The sequence below is a fragment of the Rhizobium sp. B21/90 genome, from assembly GCF_019355815.1.
Taxonomy (GTDB): domain Bacteria; phylum Pseudomonadota; class Alphaproteobacteria; order Rhizobiales; family Rhizobiaceae; genus Rhizobium; species Rhizobium rhododendri.
This window is the reverse complement of record NZ_CP072162.1, coordinates 2,087,947-2,109,420: the sequence shown is the minus strand read 5'-3', so window position 1 is coordinate 2,109,420 and position 21,474 is coordinate 2,087,947. Positions and strand designations below refer to the sequence as shown.

The 21,474-nt window shown below is 62.7% G+C and carries 17 protein-coding genes; 6 read left to right on the top strand and 11 right to left on the bottom strand.

Going from position 1 to position 21,474, the window contains the following annotated elements; translation table 11 throughout:
• Window positions 1-67: 67 nt before the first annotated feature.
• The 8 genes from J5278_RS09970 to J5278_RS09935 form a co-directional block, all read right to left on the bottom strand.
• Window positions 68-997, bottom strand: coding sequence for a glutaminase (locus J5278_RS09970; RefSeq protein WP_142822846.1), 930 nt, complete (start codon window positions 995-997; stop codon window positions 68-70).
• Window positions 998-1,064: 67 nt separating this feature from the next.
• A complete protein-coding gene (gene rpsD, locus J5278_RS09965; RefSeq protein ID WP_111221875.1) occupies window positions 1,065-1,682 on the bottom strand; it encodes a 30S ribosomal protein S4 in 618 nt (205 codons plus the stop codon).
• 280 nt (window positions 1,683-1,962) lie between these two features.
• A complete protein-coding gene (locus J5278_RS09960; RefSeq protein WP_209183843.1) occupies window positions 1,963-3,477 on the bottom strand; it encodes an ATP-binding protein in 1,515 nt (504 codons plus the stop codon).
• Between the two features lie 182 nt (window positions 3,478-3,659).
• Window positions 3,660-3,947, bottom strand: a complete 288-nt coding sequence (locus J5278_RS09955) for a HigA family addiction module antitoxin (RefSeq protein WP_209183844.1) — start codon at window positions 3,945-3,947, stop codon at window positions 3,660-3,662.
• Window positions 3,948-3,987: 40 nt separating this feature from the next.
• Window positions 3,988-4,788 carry a glutamate racemase gene (gene murI / locus J5278_RS09950; RefSeq protein WP_142822851.1) on the bottom strand — a complete coding sequence of 267 codons (801 nt, stop codon included), beginning with the start codon at window positions 4,786-4,788 and terminating at the stop codon, window positions 3,988-3,990.
• On the bottom strand, window positions 4,769-5,596 hold the full coding sequence (locus J5278_RS09945; RefSeq protein ID WP_142822853.1) for an RNA methyltransferase: 828 nt from the start codon (window positions 5,594-5,596) through the stop codon (window positions 4,769-4,771). The genes murI and J5278_RS09945 overlap by 20 nt, the downstream gene beginning before the upstream one ends.
• A 76-nt stretch (window positions 5,597-5,672) precedes the next feature.
• Window positions 5,673-7,685 (bottom strand): FUSC family protein, encoded by a 2,013-nt coding sequence (locus tag J5278_RS09940; protein WP_209183845.1) that lies wholly within the window; start codon window positions 7,683-7,685, stop codon window positions 5,673-5,675.
• Between the two features lie 45 nt (window positions 7,686-7,730).
• Window positions 7,731-8,273: a hypothetical protein gene (locus J5278_RS09935; RefSeq protein ID WP_209183846.1), complete on the bottom strand. Its 543-nt coding sequence runs from the start codon at window positions 8,271-8,273 to the stop codon at window positions 7,731-7,733.
• A gap of 230 nt (window positions 8,274-8,503) precedes the next feature.
• Between J5278_RS09935 and J5278_RS09930 the strand changes: the two genes are divergently transcribed.
• Window positions 8,504-9,715 carry an NADP-dependent isocitrate dehydrogenase gene (locus J5278_RS09930; protein WP_111221868.1) on the top strand — a complete coding sequence of 404 codons (1,212 nt, stop codon included), beginning with the start codon at window positions 8,504-8,506 and terminating at the stop codon, window positions 9,713-9,715.
• 79 nt (window positions 9,716-9,794) lie between these two features.
• On the top strand, window positions 9,795-10,241 hold the full coding sequence (locus J5278_RS09925; RefSeq protein ID WP_209183847.1) for a GNAT family N-acetyltransferase: 447 nt from the start codon (window positions 9,795-9,797) through the stop codon (window positions 10,239-10,241).
• A gap of 73 nt (window positions 10,242-10,314) precedes the next feature.
• Here the strand turns inward: J5278_RS09925 and alaS are convergent, their stop codons facing one another.
• Both alaS and recA read right to left on the bottom strand, forming a co-directional pair.
• Window positions 10,315-12,975 (bottom strand): alanine--tRNA ligase, encoded by a 2,661-nt coding sequence (alaS, locus tag J5278_RS09920; protein WP_209183848.1) that lies wholly within the window; start codon window positions 12,973-12,975, stop codon window positions 10,315-10,317.
• Window positions 12,976-13,138: 163 nt separating this feature from the next.
• A complete protein-coding gene (gene recA / locus J5278_RS09915; protein ID WP_111221865.1) occupies window positions 13,139-14,227 on the bottom strand; it encodes a recombinase RecA in 1,089 nt (362 codons plus the stop codon).
• 240 nt (window positions 14,228-14,467) lie between these two features.
• Here recA and J5278_RS09910 point away from each other — a divergent pair, with 240 nt between their 5' ends.
• The 3 genes from J5278_RS09910 to J5278_RS09900 all read left to right on the top strand — a co-directional run bounded on the left by J5278_RS09910 (window position 14,468) and on the right by J5278_RS09900 (window position 17,363).
• Entirely contained in the window at window positions 14,468-15,412 is a 945-nt protein-coding gene (locus J5278_RS09910) for a carbohydrate kinase family protein (protein ID WP_209183849.1), read from the top strand.
• A gap of 46 nt (window positions 15,413-15,458) precedes the next feature.
• Window positions 15,459-16,385 (top strand): pseudouridine-5'-phosphate glycosidase, encoded by a 927-nt coding sequence (locus J5278_RS09905; protein ID WP_209183850.1) that lies wholly within the window; start codon window positions 15,459-15,461, stop codon window positions 16,383-16,385.
• 93 nt (window positions 16,386-16,478) lie between these two features.
• On the top strand, window positions 16,479-17,363 hold the full coding sequence (locus tag J5278_RS09900; RefSeq protein ID WP_209184118.1) for a DMT family transporter: 885 nt from the start codon (window positions 16,479-16,481) through the stop codon (window positions 17,361-17,363).
• Window positions 17,364-17,380: 17 nt separating this feature from the next.
• On the opposite strand, the gene cckA is transcribed toward J5278_RS09900, so the two are convergent.
• Window positions 17,381-19,987, bottom strand: coding sequence for a cell cycle histidine kinase CckA (gene cckA, locus J5278_RS09895; protein WP_142822868.1), 2,607 nt, complete (start codon window positions 19,985-19,987; stop codon window positions 17,381-17,383).
• A gap of 333 nt (window positions 19,988-20,320) precedes the next feature.
• Between cckA and J5278_RS09890 the strand changes: the two genes are divergently transcribed.
• Window positions 20,321-21,415, top strand: a complete 1,095-nt coding sequence (locus J5278_RS09890; RefSeq protein WP_209183851.1) for a flagellar biosynthetic protein FliO — start codon at window positions 20,321-20,323, stop codon at window positions 21,413-21,415.
• Window positions 21,416-21,474: the final 59 nt, after the last annotated feature.

Sequence of the window (21,474 nt, the reverse complement as noted above, 5' to 3'; positions counted from 1 at the left end):
CATTCCATCCAGGGTCGGCTGCCCTTGCCTCAGGCCATAGCAGAACGGCCCACCGAAGACACGCCTCTCAATCGCCAAATACCGACCAGCCGGTACGCGCCGCCAGCATTTCGAGCGCCACTGCGCCCAACTGCGAGTTGCCGACCTTGTTCAGCCCCGGCGACCAGACGGCGATGGAGGCGACCCCGGGCGCGATTGCCAGGATACCGCCGCCGACGCCGCTCTTGCCGGGCAGGCCGACGTGATAGGCAAAGTCACCGGATCCATCGTAATGGCCGCACATCAGCATCAGCGCATTGATGCGCCGCGCCCGCTTCGGCGACACGACGGAATGGCCGGTGACCGGGTTGCTGCCGCGCGCGGCGAGATAGAGCCCCGCCTTCGACAGCTGGCTGCAACTCATGGCCAGTGCGCACTGGTGAAAATAGACGCCCAGCACATGCTCGACCGGATTTTCGATGTTGTGGTAGGCCCGCATGAAATTGGTCAGCGCGAAATTGCGAAAACCGGTCTGCGCCTCGGAGCGGGCGACGCGGTCGTCGATGAGAATCGATTCGTCATCGGCCAGATACCGCATGAACCGCAGGAACTCGCCGATCACTTCCTTTGGCGCATGGCCGGACAGAACGACATCGGTGACGGCTATGGCGCCGGCATTGATGAAGGGGTTGCGCGGAATGCCGGCTTCCTGCTCGAGCTGGACGATGGAATTGAAGGCCGAACCCGATGGCTCGCGACCCACTCGCTTCCACAGCTGCTCACCGATCTTGCCGAGCGCCAGCGTCAGCATGAAGACTTTCGAGATACTCTGGATCGAGAACGACATCTCGGCATCGCCGACGCGATAGACGCGGCCATCGACGGTGGTGATCGCCATGCCGAACTGGCGGACGTCGACCTTGGCAAGCTCGGGGATATAATCGGCAACCTTGCCCTCGCCGAGCCGCGGCAACAGGTCGGCATGAATGCTGTCGAGGATCGCCTGCACGTCGGTCATCGTCGCCTCCGAATAGAAAAAAGCCGCCCCGAGGAGCGGCTTTCCAATAGTATGATAATCGCGTCGATTAACGCGAGTAGAATTCGACGACCAGCTGCGGTTCCATGACGACGGCGTAAGGAACGTCGGTCAAGGTCGGCACGCGGACGAAAGTCGCAACCATCTTGTTGTGGTCGACTTCGATGTAGTCAGGAACATCGCGCTCAGCGAGGCCAACGGCTTCGAGAACGATGACCAGCTGCTTCGACTTCTGACGCACTTCGATAACATCGCCGGCCTTGCAACGGTAGGAACCGATGTTGACGCGGACGCCGTTGACCGTGACGTGGCCGTGGTTGACGAACTGACGGGCAGCAAAGACCGTCGGAACGAACTTGGCGCGATAGACGATCGCATCCAGACGCGATTCCAGGAGGCCGATCAGGTTTTCAGACGTATCGCCCTTGCGGCGGTCGGCTTCGGCGAAGATGGCGCGGAACTGCTTTTCGCGCAGGTCGCCGTAGTAGCCCTTGAGCTTCTGCTTGGCGCGCAGCTGAACGCCGAAATCCGAAAGCTTGCCCTTGCGGCGCTGACCGTGCTGGCCAGGACCGTATTCGCGACGGTTAACCGGCGACTTCGGGCGGCCCCAGATGTTCTCGCCCATACGGCGATCGATTTTGTACTTGGATGATGCGCGCTTGCTCATCGTATTTCCCTATCAAGATGTTCGACCGGTTTGTTGCCAAACCAGATCAAGGAAACACGCCCTCCTCTGAACCCGGTTTTCGGGGTTCCGACAGGTTCCTCACATTCGCGAACGGAGGAGCCACGGGACATGTCAAATGAAACACCGGACATTTCTGCCCGGCGTTGGGCGCTGTTTAGGCAGAAGTCATGGAATTGTCAACAACGGATGACGCTGCGAAACGCCTGTACCGGCAAAACCGGCAGAGGCCTGCCGTTCGATCACAGATGTCCGCTGGAATTCACTCGGCAGCCGTCTGTGTCACGGCGACATCGTCGACGGCATTGGCATCGCCCGGCGCAGTCTGGCAATCGATATCGGGAAAAGCCACGACTCGCCTGCCGGAAAAATCGGTGTGCACGACGACGCTGCCCTGTTCCTCGAAATAGCTGAGCAGGCGTCTGGCGCGTCGGGCGGAGTGCGTGCCATAGGCGCGGGCGATACGCGCATCCGACGGGCACGGCTCGCCGCAGATGGCAGCCTTGGCGAGCATCAGGAACACGCCCTGAAGATCGTCGGTGACGCCCTTCGACAACGTCATCGCCGTTGCCCAGTTTTCGGTCTCGGCAGTCACCGGATCCACGCCGGAGCGCGAAATCGCAACCCGGTGACGGAAATCCGGCATCGACAGGGGCGGCCCTGGAATGCGCCGCATGCGCACCCGCACCAGGAACTCCTGGTAGAGGACGGAATCGGTCCGGAAGCCGGAGGCCGGATCGTCGAGGATTTCAGCCAGCACGGCGGCCAGCCGTTCCTGCCGCTCCTCGGGGGTCACATCTGCCTGCTTTGGCCTCGCATCCTCGATCGGCGCCATTGCCGGCGGCACAAACCGCGAAAGCTCGGCCAGGATATCCGTCGTCGGCCTGGGCGTCGGTGTGCGGCGCACGGCAGCGCGCTGGAATTCCTGCGGATCGGGCGTGAAGATCAGCTCTTCGACATCCATCGGCGCATCCGGCAGCGGCATCAGCTTCGGGCTCGACGAGCGCGCCGAGGTTTCCACAGCACCGATGGTGATCGGCAGCGGCCGGCGCGACAGGGCCGGACCAAGTGCTACGAAATGCCCGCGCTGCAGATCGCGGAACATCTCTGCCTGGCGCCGGTCCATTCCGAGCAGGTCGGCAGCACGCGCCATGTCGATATCGAGGAAGGTGCGGCCCATCAGGAAGTTCGAGGCTTCGGCCGCCACGTTCTTGGCAAGCTTTGCCAGCCGCTGCGTGGCAATGACGCCGGCAAGGCCGCGCTTGCGGCCGCGGCACATCAGGTTGGTCATCGCGCCGAGCGACATCTTGCGCGCATCATCCGAGACTTCGCCGGCAACGGCGGGCGCGAACATCTGCGCCTCGTCGACGACCACCAGCACCGGATACCAGTATTCGCGGTCGGCATCGAACATGCCGTTCAAAAAGGCGGCGGCGGCGCGCATCTGCTGCTCGACATCGAGCCCCTCGAGCGTCAGGACGCAGGAGACCCGGTGCTGCCGGATGCGCGTCGCAATGCCCGTCAATTCCGCCTCGCTGCGCTCGCCATCGACGATCACATGGCCGAACTTGTCGGCCAGCGTAACGAAATCACCCTCGGGATCGATGATGCATTGCTGCACCCACTGCGCCGATTGCTCCAGCAGGCGCCGGAGAAGATGGGATTTGCCGGAGCCGGAGTTGCCTTGCACCAGCAGGCGCGTCGCCAGCAGCTCCTCGATATCGAGCTGGGCGCTGGTCCCGCCGGACGCCGTCCCCATGTCGATGCCGACCTGCAATGCACTACCTCGTTCAGTCTAGACTCAGGAAATGTGAAGCTGCCATTGTTCAGCAACGGCGCGCCTCCGTCTATCAGAGAATTCCCGGGCGTTCGCCGCCGCGTTTAGGAAACCCACAAGGGATTTGCAAAGCGCACGCTGGCGCGCCTGACGACAGGGCGGTTCAGTGCGGACCACAGCCTCTAGGCGGCCTTGTCGTCCAATGGCCTCACCGCTGGATGATCGCGCTTCAAGGCTTGCGCCAGATCGTAATTGCATTGAAGCCCCAGCCAGAAGCGCGCCTTGCTGACGCCGGCCATTTCCAGCCGGACTGCGAGATCCGGGCTTATGGCTGCTCGGCCATTCAGAACGCGCGACAACGATACGCGTGAAATCTTCAGGCGCTCGGCAGCCTCGGTAACGGGAAGTCCCAATGGCAGAAGGACATCCTGTCGCAACAATTCTCCGGGATGAGGAGGAGATTTCATCATGTCGGGGACCTCTTGGTTATACGCGCTCCACAACAGCACACTATGCCCTCAGCCCAAACCCCTGCATCAGCCGCCGCGTCGCAAAATCCGGATTGCCCGAGGTGAACACCGCGAAGTCGTCCGCTTCCGGGTGGACGGCATCGGCGAGAACAGGCACGAGGCTGCGGGCGCGGCGGGCGATGGCCTCGGCGGGGTCGAGCCAGTCGACCGGCCAGGGTGCCAGGCGACGGAAGAGGTTGGCCATGAACGGATAGTGGGTGCAGGCGAGCACGACGATGTCGGTCTTGCGACCCTCCTTTTCCACGAAGCATTGGCCGATCTCCTGCAGCACGGCTTCGTCGGAGACCGGTTCGCCCCGGATATAAGCTTCCGCCATCCGCGCCAGGTTTTCCGAGCCGACGAGGCGGACATGGCACTGGGCGGCAAACGACTGGATCAGGTCGCGGGTATAGGCGCGCTTTACGGTTCCAGGCGTCGCCAGCACCGAGACGAGGCCGGAGCGGGTCCGCTCGGCCGCCGGTTTGATGGCTGGCACGGTGCCAACGAACGTCATGTCAGGAAAGGCGGCGCGCAGATCGGCACCGGCGAGCGTGAAGGCGGTGTTGCAGGCGATGATGCAGATCTCGGGATCGTATTCGGCAAGCAGCCGGGCAAACAGCGAGATGATGCGGTCCTTCAGCGGCTGCTCTTCCCAGCCGCCATAGGGAAAACCGGCGTCGTCGGCGACATAGACGAAGCCGCGCTCGGGCATCAGCACCCGCGCCTCGCGCAGCACGGTCAGCCCGCCGATGCCGGAATCGAAGACCAGGATCGGTTTTGGCTCAGTCGTCGGCGCTGTCATCGACGGGTTTTTCCTTGGCGGCATTGCGCGGTTCGGCACGGGAGACGTTGCGCGGAAAGCGGTCCAGCGACGATATCACGCCACGCATGACGCTGATCTCCTGCTCGGTAAAGCCCTGGCGCGAAAACACCGCCCGGAGATTGTCGACCATCTTCGGCTTTTTTTCGATCGGATGGAAATAATTGCGCGCGCTCAGCGCTTCCTCGACATGGTCGAACAGCCCCTGAAGCTGAGATTTCGTCGACGGTCGCTGCGGATTGGCGGCAAAGCTGGTGACGCTCAGGTCCTCCATGCCGGACTTCATCCACTCATAGGACATCAGCAGCACGGCCTGGGCAATGTTCAGCGAGGCAAAGGCGGGATTGACCGGGAAAGTGACGATCTCGTCGGCCAACGCCACTTCCTCGTTGCTGAGACCCCAGCGCTCGCGCCCGAACAGAACGCCGCAGCGCTCGCCGGCGACAAAACGCCCCCGCAGTGTCTCGGCGGCTACGACCGGCGAACGGACAGGTTTATAGCCATAACGCTCGCGGGCCGTCGTTGCATACACGAAATGGAGGTCGGCAATGGCTTCCTCCAGCGTCGGAAATACGCGCGTCGCCTCGATGACGTGGCTGGCATTCGAGGCAGCGGCGGTCGCCTTCTCGTTCGGCCACCCGTCGCGCGGATTGACTAGACGCAGTTCGGCAAGGCCGAAATTCGCCATGGCGCGCGCCACCATGCCGATATTCTCGCCCATCTGCGGCTCGACCAGAATGATGACCGGCCCCTCGGCCAGCAACGGCTTTTCGCTGTTTGTTCCTGACATGACTATCCTCGGTGCGCCGCAGTGGCGAAATTGCTGCCGGAAATACCCGCGAAGGCCCGGAACGGCAAGCCCCGGCTCATGGATAAAGCCGATCGAGCATCGATCCGACCATCTCGATGCCGAGCCGCATGCCGCCGCGCGACAGCGGTAGATGGCGCCCTGTCGCCCGCGCCGACTTGCGGTCGACGAAGAAGCACTCCGAGCCCCTGCCTGAGATGGCATTCAGCCGCTGGAGGTTTTCAGACACATTCAGCGCGATCTCGCCATCCGGATCGTCGCGAGAGAAGGCGATGTTGCGGGCAAAGACCCGGGCCCAGTAGGTGCAGGCCATCAGGATCGCCAGCGTCTGGCGCACATTGCCCGGTTTGCGCACCAGGCTCCAGGACTGGCCGAGGGGCTTGGCCGCGGTGGTAACGTCGCGGTAGGCGGCATCGAGGTTTTGCGACAGGCGGATCAGCTCGAGGCCCGGACCGCTTCCGCCGGCGGCATCGAGCAAAGCCCGGAGCACATCGAACCACCTGGCCAGCGCCCCATCCAGCACGCCTCGCGTCTTCGCTGGAAAGACCAGGAAGGCAACCGCCGCACCGGCCGTCGCGCCGATGATTGTTTCTCCGATACGTAGTTGCAGCACCTGTAGCGTCAGCGCGCCCGTCATGCCGTAGACCAAACATAGAACGATGGAGATGAAGAAGGTCATGGCCCCGTAGGACACCTGGATAAAGTAGAAGCCGAGAAAGATCGACACGACCGAAAGCAAGATGGCAATAGCGGTATGGCCCGCTACCACCAGCGCCAAGGCCATGCCGACGGCAATCCCCAGCACGGTGCCCATCGAGCGCTGAAACGCCTTCACAGCCGTATCGCCGCGCGAATTGGTGTTGGTGAACACCAGGAACGCCGTTAGCACCGCCCAGAACCAGCGCTCGCGGGACAACAGCAGACCGAAGACCATGGCGATGCCGGTGGCCAGCGTGATCTGCAGTGCCGATCGCATGGCGGCATCGTCGAGCGACAGTTTTGGCCACTTGATGACCGTGCGCGCGCCGTTCGCGCCGGCGATATCGCTGAAACCCGTCATGCGGCCGAGAGACAGGGTTTCCGTCAGCGCATCGCGGGCGTCCCGGAGCCAGATCATCGCCCGCATCGTCTCGGAACTGCGCTTGTCCGCCATCGTCTCGAAGCCATCGGTCTCGCGCTCTAGCAGGGCGTCGTCATGGGCAATAACGGCGTGCACCAGCGCAAAGCTCGGCACGGCGCTCTGGCTCATCATGATGGCGCTTTCCGCCGCCAGATGGACGTCGAAAAGCCGCATGGAGATATCCACTGCCGGTGTATCGCTGGCGAGTGTACCGCTCGCCGGCGTATCGACGGCGGGTGCATCGTCGGCCGGCTTGGGAATGAAGCTCTCCGCCATCAGCACGACGTCCTTCAGCCTCTCCTCAGCCTGGAGCAGCGCGCGATGCTCGGTTTCCGATATCCGCCCGTCGCGAACGCTCACCGCAAGTTCGATCAGCATCTGGTTGACCCGGCCGAGCACGCTCTCCAACGCCCGCAACAGGTCCTTGCGCCAGTCATCCGGCAGCAGGACGGAGCGCACGCCGTGGGCGACGAGCGACGAGACGACAGAGCCCATTGCCACCAGTGGCATCTCACCCAGCCGGGGCTGGAAATAGGCACCCATGAAATAGGACATGAAGGCGAACATGCCCACCGCATTCCAGCGCACGCCAAGCGCCCTCACCCAGCTTGCGGCAAAGATGATGGCGAGGAAAGCGACATCGCTGATGTAGCGATGGTCTGCGAGCAGCGCTGCCAGTATGACGGCCAGCACGCTGGCCAGGCAGCCGATCAGCCGTGTCACCAACTGTTCCGATGGACGCTTGTCGCGCACGGTGAAGCCGCCCTGGATCGACAGAAGTATCCCGAGTGCATAGGCGACATCGGGCAGCGGCACAATCGTTGAATGGATGACGAAGAGAATGCTGAATGATAGCACCACGGTCAGCGTCACCCGCGAGGCCTGTCGCAGCCGCGAAAATGCCGGGTCGTTGGCGGCCAGCCAATCACGAAACCGATGGGCGATGTGCATCAGGATCCTTCGTCGTTAAACGCATCGCCAGCCTGTGGCGTCAGGCTACGGCTGCTTGGCGATATCCTGCATGGCGGCCTTGAGGGAACTCGGCTTCCCACTGTCGTCCGTCGTCAGGATGTCGTCGACCACCGGTTTTCCGCCTTCGGTCAGAACCTCGAAGCGAACCTCCGTGAAGGCATCAGACGCTGCAGCGTCCTCGGCGCCCATGCAGCGCGACTTCTGGAACCGCGCCACCACCTCGGTCTTGCCGCCCGATACGGCCCCGGGAACGATCGTCACGTTCTCGAGCGGACAGGCATCCTGGCTGCCGACAATGACGTCGTAGTCGAACGGCGAGATGCCGTCTTCCGTCGCCGGATAATTCTGGGCGGCCTGGTAGCCACGGATGAAATCGGCGCTGAACAGCTGCCGCAGGTGCGACGCATCGAACATGTCCTGCCAGTAGCTGTCGCCGCCGGCCCAGTTGGCCACCGTCGCATCCATGATGGTCTTCACCGGAGAAACGGCAGGATCTGCGGCGAAGGCGCCGGGCGCCTGGATCAACACAAGGGCGGCGATGAGGTATGCAGGCAGCGATCGGGGCATGGCAATGTCCGTAAACACACAAAATATCATTGTAAAAATCGGCTATATCGGCGAGCCTTACAAGCGCCTCGCACTAGAAAAGCGGTGATTGGCCGGGCAGATTTGACGCGCAAAAAGGCGAATTCTGCACCCTTCCCGGCTTTGCCTCGGCGCCCCGCGGTGCTATAGCGCTCGAGACTTCAAGTCCAACACACAGGGCCGCCCGGCCATAAGCAGAACGAGGCAGATATATGGAAAAGATCAAGGTTGCAAACCCCGTCGTCGATCTCGACGGCGACGAGATGACCCGCATCATCTGGCAGTTGATCAAGGATAAGCTCATCCTTCCCTACCTCGACCTCGACATCCAGTATTACGATCTGTCGGTCGAAAATCGCGACGCCACCAACGACCAGGTGACGATCGACGCCGCCCACGCCATCAAGAAATACGGCGTCGGCATCAAGTGCGCGACGATCACTCCGGACGAAGACCGCGTCAAGGAATTCAACCTGAAGCAGATGTGGAAGTCGCCAAACGGCACGATCCGCAACATCCTCGGCGGCGTCATCTTCCGCGAGCCGATCATCTGCGAAAACGTGCCGCGCCTCGTTCCCGGCTGGACCAAGCCAATCGTCGTCGGCCGTCACGCCTTCGGCGACCAGTACAAGGCCACCGACTTCAAATTCCCGGGCAAGGGCAAGCTGTCGATCAAGTTCGTCGGCGAAGACGGCGCCGTCATCGAGAAGGAAGTCTACGACGCGCCGGGCGCCGGCGTGGCCCTCGCCATGTACAACCTCGACGAATCGATCCGCGATTTCGCCCGCGCTTCGCTGAACTACGGCCTGATGCGCAAGTGGCCCGTCTACCTGTCGACCAAGAACACAATCCTGAAGGCCTATGACGGTCGCTTCAAGGATATCTTCCAGGAAGTCTTCGACGCTGAATTCAAGACCCAGTTCGATGCTCTGAAGATCACCTACGAGCACCGCCTGATCGACGACATGGTCGCCTCGGCTCTCAAGTGGTCCGGCGGTTATGTCTGGGCTTGCAAGAACTACGACGGCGACGTCCAGTCCGACATCGTCGCCCAAGGCTTTGGCTCGCTCGGCCTGATGACCTCGGTGCTGCTGTCGCCAGACGGCCAGACCGTGGAAGCAGAAGCAGCCCACGGCACCGTGACCCGCCACTACCGCCAGCACCAGAAGGGACAGGAGACATCGACGAACTCGATCGCCTCGATCTTTGCCTGGACACGTGGCCTCGCACACCGCGCCAAGCTCGACGACAACGCGGCACTCGCCAAGTTTGCAGCGACGCTCGAAACCGTCTGCGTCGACACCGTCGAAAGCGGCTTCATGACCAAGGACCTGGCCCTGCTCATCGGCCCCGACCAGCCCTGGCTGTCGACGACTGCTTTCCTCGACAAGGTCGATGAAAATCTCCAGAAGGCAATGGCATAAGCCATTATCTTAATGTGATCGGCAGACGGCGGGGACTTCCCCCGCCGTTTCCATATCTGCAGGCCGGAGACCGGATCCGATGACCAACACCATTCGTCCGCTGGAGCTTGACGACCGCGCCGCCTGGGAGCCGCTCTGGCAGGCCTACCAGCGATTCTACGAGGTCGAGATTCCGCCGGAAACAACAGACCGGACATGGGCGCGACTTCATGACCCGAACGAGCATATGCAGGCGCTCGGCGCTTTCGATGACTTTGGCCGCCTGGTGGGCATCGTCCACGCCATCTTCCACCGCTCGACATGGATGCCGGAATGGACCTGCTATCTGCAGGACCTCTATGTCGAGAACGACCAACGCGGCAAGGGTACGGGTGCAGCCCTCATCGAGGCCGTGGCGGACCTTGCCCGGGCCAATAGCGCCGGTCGCCTGTACTGGATGACCCACGAAACCAATACCGCAGCCCAGCGCCTCTACGACCACATCGCGGCACGATCCGGCTTCATCCAGTATCGCAAGGCCCTATAGCAACCCATTGTAAAACGAAAAACGGCGGAAGCTGATCGCTCCCGCCATTCCAAATCTCAAATCTCAGGACTGGTCAGCCGGCGAGTGCTGCTGCAACGGCCTCGATCGCCTCGTCGGCCTTGGAGCCATCGGGACCGCCGGCCTGCGCCATGTCTGGCCTGCCGCCGCCGCCCTTGCCGCCAAGCGCCGCAGACGCGATGCGCACCAGATCGACCGCGCTGAAACGGGCGACCAGATCTTCGGTCACCGCCACCACGGCGCTCGCCTTGCTATCCTCGGAGACGCCGACGAGGACGACGACGCCGGAGCCGAGGCTCGTCTTGCCTTCGTCCGCCATGCCCTTCAGATCCTTCGGATCGACACCGGCGATAGCCCTTCCGAGGAACTTGACGCCGCCGATATCGCGCACTGCATCGCCGCCATCGCCCTGCCCGCCGCCCATCGCAAGCTTGCGCTTGGCATCCGCGAGCTCACGCTCCAGTTTGCGGCGCTCGTCCATCAGGGCTTCGACGCGGGTGACGACCTCGGCAGGCTGCACCTTCAGCGCTGCTGCCAGAGCTTTGACGCGGTCATCCTGCTCGGCCAGATAATCGCGGGCCGAAACGCCTGTGACGGCCTCGATACGGCGCACGCCGGCGCCGACGGCGCTCTCCGAGAGCACCCGGATCAGGCCGATCTGGCCGGTCGCCGTCACATGCGTTCCGCCGCAGAGTTCGATCGAATAGGGCTTGGCAGCCTTCTCGCCGCGCACCGCCGTGCCCATCGACACGACGCGGACCTCATCGCCGTATTTTTCGCCGAACAGCGCCATCGCGCCTTCGGCAATCGCATCGTCGACGCTCATCAGGCGCGTCGATACCGGCGCGTTCTGAAGCACGATCTCGTTGGCCATTTCCTCGACAACCTTCAGTTCCTCGACCGACATCGGCTTCGGATGCGAAACGTCGAAGCGAAGGCGCTCGGGCGCCACCAGCGAACCCTTCTGGGCGACATGGGTGCCAAGCACCTCGCGCAGCGCCTCGTGCAGCAGATGGGTCGCGGAATGATTGGCGCGCAGCCGGCCGCGGCGATCATGATCGACCGTCAGCACAACGGGGTCGCCGACCTCAATGGTGCCGGTGGCAACGGTTGCCACATGGGCAAACAACCCGTCGCCGCGCTTCTGCGTATCGGACACGGTGAGCTTGACGCCCTCGCCTGCAATCACACCGGTATCGCCCATCTGGCCGCCGGACTCAGCGTAGAAAGGCGTCTGGTTGACGACGATCTGCACCGTCTCGCCATCGGCAGCGCTGTCTAGAGATACGCCATCGCGGACGATCGCCTGGATTACGCCTTCGGCCGTCTCGGTGTCGTAGCCCAAAAATTCCGTCGCGCCGTTCTTGTCCTTCAGTTCGAACCAGACGGTCTCCGTCGCCTTGTCGCCGGAGCCGGACCAATGGGAGCGGGCCTCGGCCTTCTGGCGGGCCATCGCATCGGTAAAGCTGGCGACGTCGACGGCGATGCCGCGCTCGCGCAGCGCATCCTGCGTCAGGTCGAGCGGGAAGCCGTAGGTGTCGTACAGCTTGAAGGCCGTCTCGCCATCGAGCATATCGCCCTTGCCCATGGTGGCGGTTGCGTCGGACAGCAGCGACAGACCACGGTCGAGGGTCTTGTGGAAGCGGTTTTCCTCAAGCTTCAGCGTTTCCGAAATCAGCGATTCCGCCCGCACCAGCTCAGGATAGGCGCGGCCCATCTCCTGCACCAGCGTCGGCAGCAGCTTGTACATCAGCGGATCGCGGGCACCGAGCAGTTGTGCATGGCGCATGGCGCGGCGCATGATGCGACGCAGCACATAGCCGCGACCTTCGTTTGACGGCAGCACGCCGTCGGCAATCAGGAAGGCCGACGAGCGCAGGTGATCGGCGATGACCCGGTGGCTGGCCCGGTTATCGCCGATAGCCATCACGCCGGTTGCTTCCTCGGAGGCCTCGATCAGCGCCCGGAAAAGATCGATGTCGTAATTGTCGTGCTTGCCCTGCAGCAGCGCCGCAACGCGCTCGAGGCCCATGCCGGTGTCGATCGACGGACGCGGCAGGTCGACCCGCTCGTCCTTTGAAAGCTGCTCGAACTGCATGAAGACGAGGTTCCAGATCTCGATGAACCGGTCGCCGTCTTCGTCGGCGGAACCGGGAGGCCCACCCCAGATATGGTCGCCATGATCGTAGAAGATTTCCGAACAAGGACCGCAAGGGCCGGTATCGCCCATCGCCCAGAAGTTGTCGCTGGTCGGAATGCGGATGATGCGGTCGTCGGACAGGCCGGCGATCTTCTTCCAGAGGTTAAAGGCATCATCGTCCGTGTGGTAGACCGTCACCAGCAAGCGCTTGGCGTCGATATCGAATTCCTTGGTGATCAGGTTCCAGGCAAGCTCGATGGCCTGCTCCTTGAAATAATCGCCGAACGAGAAATTGCCGAGCATCTCGAAGAAGGTGTGGTGGCGGGCGGTGTAGCCGACATTGTCGAGGTCGTTGTGCTTGCCGCCGGCGCGAACGCATTTCTGTGCCGAGGACGCTGTCTTGTAGGGGCGCTGTTCCAGCCCCGTGAAAACGTTCTTGAACTGCACCATGCCGGCGTTGGTGAACATCAGCGTCGGATCATTGCGCGGCACGAGCGGGCTCGACGGAACGATTTCGTGCCCATTCGTCTTGAAGTAGTCGAGGAAGGTCGACCGGATTTCATTTACGCCGCTCATGCTATGCCCTTATCGCTGCCGTCGGCAGTCCCCATACAAAATCCACTGGCTTTTATCGCTCGCTCTCGATCCTGTCCAGCCGCACTAACGAAAGCGGCCGCACATCCCGAAAGACGTGCGGCCGGCAGCTTGAACCTACCCTTCGACCTTGCGGTCGGGACCGTTACATATCGGCAGCAACATCGCCGTCGTTGGCATCGGGACCGCCGTTCACCAGCAGCTTGTCGGCGATCAGGCCGGCACTCTGGCGCAGCATCGTTTCGATCTCCTTTGCCAGTTCCGGATTGTCGCGCAGGAAGATCTTGGCGTTCTCGCGACCCTGCCCCAGGCGCTGGCTGTTATAGGAGAACCAGGCACCTGACTTCTCCACGATGCCGGCTTTTACGCCGAGATCGACGAGTTCGCCGGTCTTCGACACGCCTTCGCCATACATGATGTCGAACTCGACCTGCTTGAAGGGAGGCGCCATCTTGTTCTTGACGACCTTGACGCGCGTCTGGTTGCCGATGACCTCCTCGCGATCCTTGACGGCGCCGATGCGGCGGATGTCGAGGCGAACAGAGGCGTAGAATTTCAGCGCGTTACCGCCAGTCGTCGTTTCCGGCGAACCGAACATCACGCCGATCTTCATGCGGATCTGGTTGATGAAGATGACCATCGTGTTCGACTTCGAGATCGACGCGGTCAGCTTGCGCAGCGCCTGGCTCATCAGGCGAGCCTGCAGGCCTGGCAGGCTGTCGCCCATTTCGCCTTCGATTTCAGCCCGCGGCGTCAGGGCCGCAACGGAGTCGATGACCAGCACGTCGATGGCGCCGGAGCGCACCAGCGTGTCGGTGATCTCGAGCGCCTGCTCGCCGGTATCGGGCTGCGAGATCAGAAGGTTCTGGAGGTCGACACCGAGCTTGCGGGCATAGACCGGGTCGAGCGCATGTTCGGCGTCGACGAAGGCGCAGATGCCGCCCTTTTTCTGGGCTTCGGCAATGGTCTGCAGCGCCAGCGTCGTCTTGCCCGAGCTTTCCGGTCCATAGATCTCGACGATACGCCCCTTCGGCAATCCACCGATGCCAAGTGCGATATCGAGGCTCAAGGAGCCCGTGGATACTGTCTCGATCTCGACGATGCTTTCATTCGAGCCGAGCTTCATGATCGAGCCCTTGCCGAATGCCCTCTCGATCTGAGAGAGTGCGGCTTCGAGCGCCTTGCTTTTGTCCACCGATTTTTCCTCTACGAGCCGCAAACTATTCTGTGACATGAGATCCACCTTTAGGTTATTGAAGCCGCACAGGCAACGAAGCAGTTGATGTCGTTTTTGTACTTGATTTGTTCCGGTTCCGCAAGGGGCCTTCAAATAATTGAAACAAAAAGGTAAAATGACCTTTGTTCTATATTTGTTTTCCTTTTTTGTCGCAAAGGCTTAGGCGATCCTCAGCAGGCTTTGCGGGGTTCGCAAATGCGGGTCGATTCGGCTCTTTCGAAATGACCGGGGCTGGGTATGTCTAGGCAGATTCTCGTGCTCGGCGGCGCTCACATCGACAGGCGTGGCCGCATCTTCGGAGAGACCGATCCAGGCGCCAGCAATCCGGGCGCTTGGTTCGAGGAACCGGGCGGCGGCGGCTTCAATGCGGCCCGCAATCTCGCCCGGCTTCACCACGACGTGCGGATGGTCTCGCCACGCGGCGGCGATGCTCTCGGCGACATGGTGGCATCTGCGGCTCGCGAGGCGGGTGTCGACGACCGCCCGTTCGTCTTTCTCGATCGCACAACGCCGAGCTACACGGCGATCATCGAAAAAGACGGAAACCTGGTTATCGCGCTGGCGGATATGGAGCTCTACAAGCTCTTCAGCCCTCGCCGCTTGCTGATCCGCGCCATCCGCGATTCATTCGCATCGGCGGACCTCATTCTCTTCGACGCCAATCTGCCGGCCGAAACACTGGCTGCGATTGCCCGCAAAGCGGTCGATCTCGGCAAGCCGCTGGCAGCCATTGCCATCTCCCCGGCCAAGGTCGTGCGCCTCAAACCCTGCCTTGCCGATATCGACTATCTGTTTCTCAACCAGTCGGAAGCCGCCGCCCTCACCGGCAGCAGGCCGGACGATCCGCTGCAGTGGGTGAGCCAGTTGCAGGCCCTTGGTCTCAAGGGTGGCGTCATCACGCGAGGGCAGCAGCCTCTCGTCGCCTTTGACGGCCGCATCACCCTTACCTTGGAGCCGCCAGCTGTGGACGACGTCGCCGACGTCACCGGCGCCGGCGATTCGCTGGCGGCCGGGGTGCTTTCGGCGCTGATGGACGGTCTCGATCTGGCGGAGGCGGTGCGCCACGGCGCTGCAGCGGCTGCCATCACGGTTCAGTCGCCGTTTGCAACGGCCGCCAATCTGTCGCCGCAGCATCTTCGTCAGGTTCTCACCCTTGTCGGCGCGCCCAAAATACTGTCATGAAGCCCCATCCCGCCCATCAAACCCGCACACTCAGGTGGACAAGACCATGACCAAACCATTTTCCGCTCTGTTGCCGATCTCATATTCAAGTGAAGTCGCCGCCGCCAAGGCACGTGGCGCACCGATCGTCGCGCTCGAATCGACGATCATCACGCACGGCATGCCCTATCCCGGCAACATCGACATGGCTCGCAGCGTCGAGGCTATCATCCGCGAGGAAGGTGCCGTGCCGGCAACAATCGCAGTCATCCACGGAACGTTGCACATCGGCCTTGAACCGGCCGAGCTAGAGAGCCTCGCCCAGACCACGGACGCGATGAAAGTATCGCGCGCCGACCTAGCCTTTGCAATTGCGGAGCGCCGCACCGGGGCAACCACGGTTGCAGCCACGATGATTGCAGCCGCGCGGGCCGGCATCAAGGTGTTTGCCACCGGCGGCATCGGTGGTGTGCATCGCGGCGCCGAGACCAGCTTCGATATCTCGGCCGACCTCGAGGAGCTGGCACGTACCGGCGTCATCGTTGTCTGCGCCGGCGCCAAGGCAATCCTCGATATCCCGAAGACGCTGGAAGTCCTGGAGACCCGTGGTGTTCCCGTCGTCACCTTCGGCAGCCCGGAATTCCCTGCCTTCTGGTCGCGTGCCTCCGGCCTGCCAAGCCCGCTGACGCTGAACAGCCCGGCGGCAATCGCCAATTTCCAGACTGTGCGCGAGCAGCTGGGTATCGATGGCGGCATGCTGGTTGCCAATCCCGTGCCGGAGGAAGACCAGATCGAGCGCGAGGAAATGGAGATCTACATCGAGCGCGCGCTCGACAGCGCCGAGCGCGAGGAAGTGGTCGGCAAGGCCGTCACGCCCTACCTGCTCAGCACGATCTTCGACATCACCGGTGGTCGCAGCCTGAAGACCAACATCGCGCTGGTCGAAAACAATGCGCGGCTGGCTGCCGAAATCGCCGTCGCTCTGGCGGATTAGGCAGAAACGTCGTTCACCGAAGCTGCCGCGCCGATCTCCGGCGCGGTTTTTTGTTTTCAGGGCTGCAGCAGGAAACCTCCCGTGCCAGATATCATGCCTCCAGCCGCCACAGGGCCGCGCGACAGCCGCATACCGCTTGCAGCCCTGATACTTGGCGGCGCTGCCATCGGCGGCTCGCCGATTTTCGTGCGCCTGTCGGAGGTCGGTCCGCTTGCCACGGCGTTCTGGCGTGTAGCGCTGGCGCTCTTGCCGCTTCTTCTCGTCTCACTCGCCAGCCGCCGGAAATCGGCCGTCCAGCCGCGTAATCTATCCGAATGCTTCATGCTGGTGCTGCCGGGCCTGTTCCTCGCCACGGATCTCGTCACCTGGCATCTGTCCATCCACATGACGTCCGTTGCCAATGCGACACTGCTCGCCAATCTGGCGCCGATCTTCGTTGCCGCCATCGGTTGGCTGTTCCTCGGCGCGCGCATCACCAGGCTGTTCCTGCTCGGGCTGGCGACGGCGCTGGTCGGCATCGTCACGCTGAAGGGCGGCCTTTCCGGTCTTGCGAACGGCGATCTCAGGGGAGATGGCCTGGCAACGGTCGCAGCGCTGTTCTACGCCGGATATATTCTGGTGATCGGCAGGCTCAGAACCCGGTTCGACACGCTGCAGATCATGGTCTGGAGCACGGCCGCCGCAACCATCTGTCTTTTCCCGGTGGCCCTCATGATCGAGGGCGTCATGCTGCCACCAAGCCTGTTCGGCTGGCTCATGCTGATCGGCCTCGCCTTCATCAGCCATGCCGGCGGCCAGGTGGCGATTACCTATGCGCTCGCCTACCTGCCGGCCGCATTTTCATCGCTGACGTTGTTGCTGCAGCCGGTGGTCGCCGCGGTACTGGCCTGGGCGCTTCTGAGTGAGAGCATCGGGCCACTGCAGGCCGTCGGTGGCGCCATCGTGCTGGCCGGCATTCTGATCGCCCGACGCGGCTGAAGCGCCACGCTTGCCGATCAGCTGTCCAGCATCTCGCGAACGGCGACAGCCAGTTGCTTCAGCGAAAACGGCTTCGGCAGGAAGCCGAACTTCGAATCCGCCGGCAGGTTGCGCGCAAACGCATCCTCGGCATAGCCCGAGACGAAGATGAACTTCATATCCGGATAGATCTTGCGCAATTCGCGCAGCAGCGTCGGCCCATCCATTTCCGGCATCACCACGTCGGAGACGACGACATCGACCTTGCCTTCGAGTTCCTCGAGAATTTCCAGCGCCTCGACGCCGGACCCAGCCTCATGCACGGTGTAGCCGCGCGTTTCCAGCATCCGCTTGCCGCCGCGCCTCACGGCCTCCTCGTCCTCGACCAGAAGCACGACGGCCGATTTGCCGGTGAGGTCTGCCTGCTCGACGTCTGCAAGTGCGGCGCCCTCGCCCATCGGCGGGGCATGCGGCGCTTCCTGCGGGCTTTCGCCGGGCAACAGGATGTCCATCACGTGGCGCGGCAGGAAAACGCGGAAAGTGGTGCCCCTGCCAACCTCGGAATCGGGCTGGATGTAACCGCCGGACTGCTTGACGATGCCGTAGACCATGGCGAGCCCGAGGCCCGTGCCCTTGCCAACATCCTTGGTGGTGAAGAACGGCTCGAAGATCTTGTCCATGATTTCGGGCGCGATGCCAGTGCCGTTATCGGTGACTTCCACCAGCACCATGTCCTCGTTCGGCAGGTAGGCCGAGTTGAACGCCGCCATGTCGTCCGCTGCGACATTTCGGGTGCGCAGCAGCAGCGTGCCGCCATCCGGCATTGCATCGCGGGCGTTGACGCAGAGGTTGATCAGCACCTGCTCGAATTGCGAAAGATCCGTTTTCACCGGCCAGAGATCGCGCCCGTAATCGACCTCCAGCTTGACGCGGGTGCCCGACAGCAGCCGCTCGACCAGCATACGGAGATCGCCGATGACATCGGTCAGGTTGATGATCGTCGGGCGCATCGTCTGCTTGCGCGAGAAGGCCAGCAACTGGCGCACGAGCACGGCCGCGCGATTGGCGTTGCGCTTGATCTCCATCAGGTCGGCAAAGCTTGCGTCGGCCGGACGCGCCTGCAGCAGCAGATGGTCGGACGACAGCAGGATCGCGGTCAGCACGTTGTTGAAATCGTGGGCGATGCCGCCGGCAAGCGTACCCACCGCATTCATCTTCTGCGTCTGCGCCATTTGCGCCTCGAGCGCCTTCTGCTCCGTCACCTCGACGGCGTAGACGATGGCAGCCTCTTCCGGCGCCTCGTCGCTCTGCTCGATGACCGCATTGATATAGAAGCGGAAATGCCGTGTCTCATCCTTCGGGTTGCGGGAATCGATCGACGGAATATCGCCCTGCCGGTCCTTGGCAGCGGCAAATGCCTGCGCCAGCAGCGGCCGCTCGCTTTCGCTGAAGATCGTCTCCAGCGTCGCGCCGCGCTCGATATCGTCGCGCGAAACCACGTTGGAAAACAACTTCAGGAACGGTGCGTTGGTGCGAAGGATACGCCCTGTCCCGTCGACGGAAGCAATCGCCATCGGCGTATTGTTGAAAAAGCGGGTGAAGCGCATCGCCGCAACCGAGGCAGACTGGTCGTCGTCATCATCTTTCTGGCGGCCGAGCACGATCGTCCGGCTTTCGCCGGGGGCACCGTCACGCATGGAGGTGACGCTGTGCACCAGACGCGCTGGCAGGCTCTGGCCGTTGCCCTTGCGCAGGTCGAGATCGAGGGTGACGGTCTTCTTCAAGCCGGGTTCCGCCTGCACGGACTGGATGAGCGCGAGCCCCTCGCCGGCCACGAGGTCGCCGACCGTGATCGATCCCGGCGTGAACTTGGTGAGATCGAGCCCCAGCCATTCCGCCAGCGTCGCATTGAGATAGAAGATCTCGCCCTTTCGTCCGGCCGAGAAGAAACCGGCCGGTGCATGGTCGAGATAATCGATGGCGTTCTGCAATTCCTTGAAGAAACGCTCCTGGTCGTCACGCTCCGAGGTGATGTCGGTAATCTGCCATATGTGCAACGGCTTGCCGCGCCCCTGCCCCGGTGGCAGCAGGCGGGCTTTCAGGCGGTACCAATGCGCGCCGGAGCCGCTGGAGCCGACGGGACCGAGCGGCTTCATCAGCCGGAATTCCTCGCTGCCTTCCTTGCCTTCGCGCAACTCGTTCGACAGGCGGTAAAGAGCCTGGTTGGATTCGCGGTTGCGCGACAGCAATGTGTCGAGCGACTGGACCTCGGTGGTCTTGCTGGCGCCGGTCAGCTTGCCATAGGCGAGATTGGCGTAGACGATACGGCCCTTGTCGTCGGTGATCAGCGTACCGTCGGGCTGGCTGTCCAGGAACGAGCGCGCAAGACTGTCGGACTGGGTCTGCGGCATCACCTCGACGAAGCCGATGATCGACGAAACCAGGAAGAAAATCCCGACCATGGCGAGGATTCCGAGCGCACCGAGCACGATCTCGTTGTCGAGTTCGTTCTTGAACACGACGAATGCCGCCGCCGCTGCGATCAGCACCAGCGCCAGAAGAATGATCCGAAGCACGATACCGGAACGAACCCCGCGATCGACCAGCGGCACGCTATACTCGTCGGACTGACGCAGCTTGGTCATGAACCCCTCGTTGGCCCGCGCCGCATTCCGTCAATGTGTTGACGGATTTGGAATCAGGACTTTGACCTTCTTAGCAAGTTGCGGGATCGGCAAAAAGCGGCCCTTGGTGGAGAAAGGCTTGAATTCACAAGGAACTGCGCCAGCTTTCTTCAGAATATCGTTCAGAATGCGGGCATTGGCTGTATTTTGGGTGCCGGCATCACAGAATGGCCAATGACATCTTGTTTAGGCAGGGATCCTGTCCCAATGATTGCCGCCTGACACAAGCCTAATCTTGCGGCTTCAGGGCCGCACGCCAGATGACGTAAACGTTGAAATCGGAGTATCGAAACTATGCTGGACGAGATCGCTGGAACCTATGGCAGCCGCCTGTTCGTCGCCGCCGGCGGCGTAGCGGTGGCCCTTCTCGTGCTGGTCGCCATCTTGTGGCTGGTGCGCAACCGGGCGCCCTCGCCATTCGTGCGCGGCGGCAAGGGTCGCCAGCAGCGGCTGCAGGTTCTGGATGCCGCAGCCATCGACGCGAGACGCCGGATCGTCCTCATCCGCCGCGACGGCGTGGAGCATCTCGTCATGATCGGCGGACCCACCGATATAGTCATCGAAAGCGGCATCGGCGATACATCGAGGATTGCGGCGCCCGCCCAGCCAATCGCCAGCGCCCCGCCCGTCCAAACAATCACGGCTCCGGAACCGGCCCCACGGCAGCTCGAAGCCTCGACGGAACCGTCGCCTATCGTCGGTCGGCGCCGGGAGCCCGCTGCTCTCTCATCCCCGCCACCCGCACCGCCGGTCCCAACGACCGAGATCGAACGAGCGGCTCCCGCAGTCTCGTCGCCGATGGCAGCGCCGGAGCCGAGGCAGCAGTTCGCGCCACCAACGCCAGCGCCTGGACCGGAAGTGGAAGCCGCCTCTGTCACTGCCAGAGACGAGCGCCCGGTTGCGGCTGCAGCCCCCGTCCAGGCACCGCCTGTGGAACCGGTTGTCTTCGAACGACAGGCGGAGTTGGACGCCGCCGATATTCTCGATGCCGCCCGCAGCCGTGTCCTGCCCACGGAACACGCCAGGGACAACAGGCCGGCACCTGCGCGCGAGGCAGAACCTCCGGCCCCAGCGCCGATGCTCGCGCAGGATGCCTACAGCGGATCCTATGAGGTCCCAGCACCTGCAGTCGCGCAACCCAAAAAACTCGGCAGCGATTTCGAAAGCGTCCTCGAAGCGGAAATGACCAACAACCTGACGGCAGAGCGCATCGTCCAGCCAATAGCGCCACCGCCCGCCGTCCGCCCCGAGCCGACGCCACGTTCGGAGCCCGTTCCGCCGCAGCAGCGCCGCGACCCCGACATGGCGCCGATCACCGGCGGTGACGCCGCATTGCAGAAGGAAGTTGCCCGCATCTTCGGGGAAATGAGCGTCAACCGCGAGAAATAAAGCGTGGGCCTGACGACGACGCGATGCTGAAAAAACAAAAGGCACGACCGTTGCGGGTC